This is a genomic window from Nocardioides sp. (assembly GCF_047606145.1).
GTDB lineage: Bacteria > Actinomycetota > Actinomycetes > Propionibacteriales > Nocardioidaceae > Nocardioides.
This window is the reverse complement of the sequence record NZ_JASGET010000029.1, coordinates 1-4,782: the sequence shown is the minus strand read 5'-3', so window position 1 is coordinate 4,782 and position 4,782 is coordinate 1. Positions and strand designations below refer to the sequence as shown.

Here is a 4,782-nt window from a genome sequence, read left to right as displayed (position 1 = left end):
GTCGGGCCGAGCCGACCCGCGAGGCTCGGGGGCGCCGGCGGCGGGCTTGCCCGGTGCCGGGCCGGCCGCGGGCTCAGTCATGCCGCCGCCCCGTCGAGGAAAGGCGACGATACGGACGCGGCGACCTGAGGCCACCGTTCGCTCGCTGACGCTCGCTCATGCCGCCGCCCCCGTGGAGGAAGGGCGACGATACGGACGCGGCGGCCTGAGGCCACCGTTCGCTCGCTGACGCTCGCTCATGCCACCGACTCCTTCTCGTCGTAGACACCGGCCATCAGCAGCCCGATCTTCTCCCGGGAGATGTCGGGGGTGACGATGGCGACGATGCGTCCGTCGTACATCACCGCGATCCGGTCGGCCAGGGCGAAGATCTCGTCGAGCTCGGTGGAGACCAGGAGTACGGCGGCCCCCTCGTCACGCTCGGCGACGATCCGTTGATGGATGAACTCGATCGAGCCGACGTCCACGCCACGGGTGGGCTGGGAGGCGATGAGCACCTTCAGCGAGCGGGAGAGCTCGCGGGCCACCACCACCTTCTGCTGGTTGCCGCCGGAGAGGGCCGAGACGGGGCTCTGCGGGCCCTGGGTGCGGATGTCGAACTGCTCGATGCGGTGGCGCGCGTTCTGCTCGATCGCCCCGATCTTGAGCGCCGGCCCGTGCGAGAACCGATCGTCGCGCACCAGGTCGAGCACCAGGTTCTCCGCGACCGAGAACGAGCCGACGTACCCGTCGTGACCCCGGTCCTCCGGGATGTAGCCGATGCCCGCCTCCAGGCTGGCCCGGGGGCCTGCCCTGGTGATGTCGCGGCCCTCCAGCAGGATCGCACCGGCGTCGGGCGAGACCAGGCCGAGCAGGGACTTGATCAGCTCCGTCTGACCGTTGCCCTGGACCCCGGCGATGCCCAGGATCTCCCCGGCGCGCACCTCGAAGCCGACGCCCTTGACCACCTGGTGGCCGCGCGGGTCGTGGACGACGATGTCGCGGGCCTCGAGGACGGCCTCGCCGGGCTTGGCCGGGTCCTTGTCCACCACCAGCTGGACGGCGCGGCCGACCATCATCTCGGCCAGCTCGGTCTCCGGCGTGGACGGCGCGGCGGTGCCGACCACCTTGCCCCGACGGATCACCGAGATCCGGTCGCCGACGGCCTTGACCTCGCGCAGCTTGTGGGTGATGAAGATGATCGAGGTGCCCTGCGCCCGCAGGCCGCGCATGATCTCCATCAGCTCCTCGATCTCCTGCGGGGTCAGGACGGCGGTGGGCTCGTCCAGGATCAGCACCTCGGCGTCGTTGGCCAGCGCCTTGATGATCTCCACCCGCTGCTGCACCCCGACCGGGAGATCGCCGACCAGTGCATCCGGATCGACGGCCAGCCCGTAGCGGTCGGAGAGCTCGCGCACCCTGGCGGCCGCGGCCCGGCGGTCGAGCACACCGAGCCCGCGCACCGACTCCCGACCGAGCATCACGTTCTCGGCCACGGTGAAGACCGGCACCAGCATGAAGTGCTGGTGCACCATCCCGATGCCGGCCGCGATGGCGTCGGCCGGCCCGTCCAGCCGCAGCGGCCTGCCGTCGACCAGGACGTCGCCCTCGGTCGGCGAGATCAGCCCGTAGAGCATGTTCATCAGGGTCGACTTGCCGGCCCCGTTCTCGCCGAGCAGGCAGTGGATCTCACCGGGCTCGATGGTCAGATCGATGTGGTCGTTGGCGGTGAAGTCGCCGAACCTCTTGGTCAGCCCCTGGATCTCCAGGCGCATGGGGAACCTCCCTTGATCGCTCGCCCTCGCCGGTCCTTCCGCGCCACGTCATGGTGACCGTAGCGGCCAGGAAGGACCGGCCGGGCGGCGTACTCCTTGCGCAAGACTGGCACTTCCTGCGCGTTGCAACACGCAGGAAGTGCCAGTTTCACCGGTGAACCGGTGAAACTGCCCGCGACTCGCGCGGGCGCCCGGTCCTATGCTGCGCGGATCAACTGACGGTGAAGGACCCGTCGATGATCTGCTTCTGGTAGTCCTCGATCTTGCTCTTGAGTTCGTCCGGCACGGAGGAGTCGAAGTCGTGGTACGGCGCCAGGCTGACGCCCTCGTTCTTCAGCGTGCCCACGTACGGCTTGTTGTTCCACTTGCCGCTGGCGGCGTCGACGATACCGGCGATGGTCGCCGAGTCGACCCGCTTGACCACCGAGCTGAGCAGGATCGAGCGGTAGTCCGACTCGGACTCGTAGCCGTCGGTGTCGACCCAGATCGCCAGGTCGTTGGCCGACTTGGCCGCCTGGAGGGCGCCCTCACCACAGCCGCCCGCGACCGGGAACAGGATGTCCGCACCCTGCTGGATCTGGGTCTGGGCGATCGACTTGCACTTGGAGACGTCGGAGAAGTCGTTGGAGAACGAGCCCTTCTTGCCGTTCCAGCCGAGGACCTTGATCTCCTTGCTGTTGTCGGTGTTGTACTGGTCGACGCCCTTGATGAAGCCGTCCATGTAGATGGTGACCGACGGGATCTGCACCCCGCCCAGGGTGCCGACGGTGCCGGACTTGGTCATCCCCGCCGCCAGGTAGCCGGCCAGGAACGCGGCCTGGTCGGTGGCGAAGGTGAGCTCCTTGAGGTTGGCCGGGATCTTCCCCTCGTAGTCGTTGTCGATGATCGCGAACTTGGTGTTCGGGTTCGCCTTCGCCGCGGCCAGAGTGGCGTCGGCGAGCAGATAGCCGACCGAGGTGATCTCGTCGCACTTCTGCTTGACCAGCGTCTTGAGGTTGTTGGCGTAGTCGGAGTCGGCGTTGGACTGCAGCTTCGTGGTCTGCACGCCGTAGGTCTTGCCCGCCTCGAGCAGGCCGGCCAGCGAGGTCTCGTTGAAGGAGTGGTCGTTGAAGCCACCGGTGTCGGAGACCATGCACGCCTTGAAGTCCGGGTACTGCGCGGCCGCCGACGAGGCGGCCGAGGACGAGCTCTCGGTCGAGCTCGAGGTGGTGGAGGTGTCGGTGCCCGTCGAGTCGTCGTCTCCACTGCTCCCGCATGCTGCCAGGGACATGGCGGCCGCGACCGCGACCACCGCCAAACGTGCCGTCTTGGTCACGGCGCCTCCTGTCGAAGAATTTCGTGCGAATCCGCGTTCTCGCGGGTCGTGTACCGGGTCACCCTAATGGCGGCACCACAGATTCGTTGAGGAGAACCGAAGATTTCTCGCTGTTGTTACCGGACGGTGACCAGCGCCGCATGCGCCGCCGTCGCCAGCACCCGGGCGCCGACCCCGAGTGCACGCTCGTCGACCCGGAGATCCCCCTGGTGCAGGTCGTAGGTCGGACCACCCGGCGTACGCACGCCCAGACGGATCATCGCGCCGGGAACCTGCTCCAGATACCAGCCGAAGTCCTCCCCGCCCAGGCTCTGAGCGGCGGCGGCGATGCCGCGCTCCCCCAGCACCGCGGTCACCGCCTCGACCAGGACGGCGTAGGAGTCCTCGTCGTTGACCACCGGTGGGACGCCGCGCTGGTAGTTGACCCTCGCCACCACGCCGTACGGCGCGACCAGCTCGGCGACCACCTCGCGCACCACCTGCTCGCACTCGTTCCAGGCGTCGCTGTCGAGGATGCGGACCGTGCCCGCGACGCTGCCCGAGCGCGGGATGACGTTGGGTGCCTGCCCGGCCGCGACGCGGCCCCAGACCACGCTGATCCCGGCGCGGGGGTCCATCCGGCGGGAGAGCACCGCCGGCAGCTCGGTGGTCACCTTGGCCAGCGCGAAGACCAGGTCTCCGGTCAGGTGCGGGCGCGAGGTGTGGCCGCCGGTGCCGGTCAGCTGCACCTCGAGCAGGTCGGCGGCGCTGGTCAGCGCACCCGAGCGCAGCCCCACCCGGCCCACGTCGACCCCCGGGTCGCAGTGCAGGCCGAGGATCCGGTCGACCCCGTCGAGCGCACCGAGGCTCATCAGGTGCAGGGCGCCGCCGGGCATGACCTCCTCGGCGGGCTGGAAGATCAACCGCACCGCGCCGGGCAGCCCGGTCGTCTGCTGCAGCTCGGCCAGCGCCAGCCCGGCGCCGAGCACCGCGGTGGTGTGCACGTCGTGACCGCAGGCGTGCGCGACGCCGGGGACCGTGCTGCGCCAGGAGTCGGGGACGTCGTCCTCGACCGGCAACGCGTCCAGGTCCGCGCGCAGCGCCACCCGGCGCGGCCCCTCCCCCAGGTCGGCGAGCAGGCCGGTGCCGGCCAACCGGGCGACCCGCCAGCCGGCCTTCTCCAGCCGCTCGGCGACGAGCTCGGTGGTGCGGTGCTCGGACCAGGAGAGCTCCGGGTGCGCGTGCAGATCGCGACGTACGTCGATCAGCTCGGCCTCGTGCGCGTCGAGGGCGGCGGCGATGATCGCCTCGCTCGTCCTGGGCGCAGGGACAGACTCCGACATGGTGACCTCAGGTTATCCCCCGTGCCAGGTCACTCGGCAGGTCACTCGGCGTCGTAGGCGGCCAGGATCTCCTCGGCGGCGACGGTGGCCGGCAGCTCCCCCGCGAGGACCCGGGCACCGATCTCCTCCCGGATCGCGCTGACCCCGGGCGAGCGGCGCAGCCGCTGGTCGAGCTCGTCGCGCACCAGCGCCCAGGTGAAGTCCAGCTGCTGGCCGGCGCGCTTGGCGCGCAGCCCGTCGGTGCCGAGATGCCGGCGGTGGGAGATCACCTGGTCCCAGACCCCGTCGACGCCGGCGTCGGCCAGCGCGGAGCAGGTCACCACCGGCGGCGCCCACTCCGCTCGGCCGCGCACCATCCGCAGCGCGCCGGCGAGCTCGCGGGCGGCCGCGC

3 protein-coding genes and 1 pseudogene are annotated in these 4,782 nt (G+C 70.3%); all 4 read right to left on the bottom strand.

The window, feature by feature from the left end; translation table 11 throughout:
- Positions 1-236: 236 nt before the first annotated feature.
- Entirely contained in the window at positions 237-1,754 is a 1,518-nt protein-coding gene (locus QM638_RS04815; RefSeq protein ID WP_415140805.1) for an ABC transporter ATP-binding protein, read from the bottom strand.
- A gap of 211 nt (positions 1,755-1,965) precedes the next feature.
- Positions 1,966-3,069, bottom strand: a complete 1,104-nt coding sequence (locus QM638_RS04810; RefSeq protein ID WP_415140804.1) for a BMP family lipoprotein — start codon at positions 3,067-3,069, stop codon at positions 1,966-1,968.
- A gap of 116 nt (positions 3,070-3,185) precedes the next feature.
- Positions 3,186-4,391, bottom strand: a complete 1,206-nt coding sequence (locus QM638_RS04805) for an amidohydrolase (protein WP_415140803.1) — start codon at positions 4,389-4,391, stop codon at positions 3,186-3,188.
- 41 nt (positions 4,392-4,432) lie between these two features.
- A pseudogene (locus tag QM638_RS04800) lies at positions 4,433-4,782 on the bottom strand (methylmalonyl Co-A mutase-associated GTPase MeaB); the annotation flags it as partial.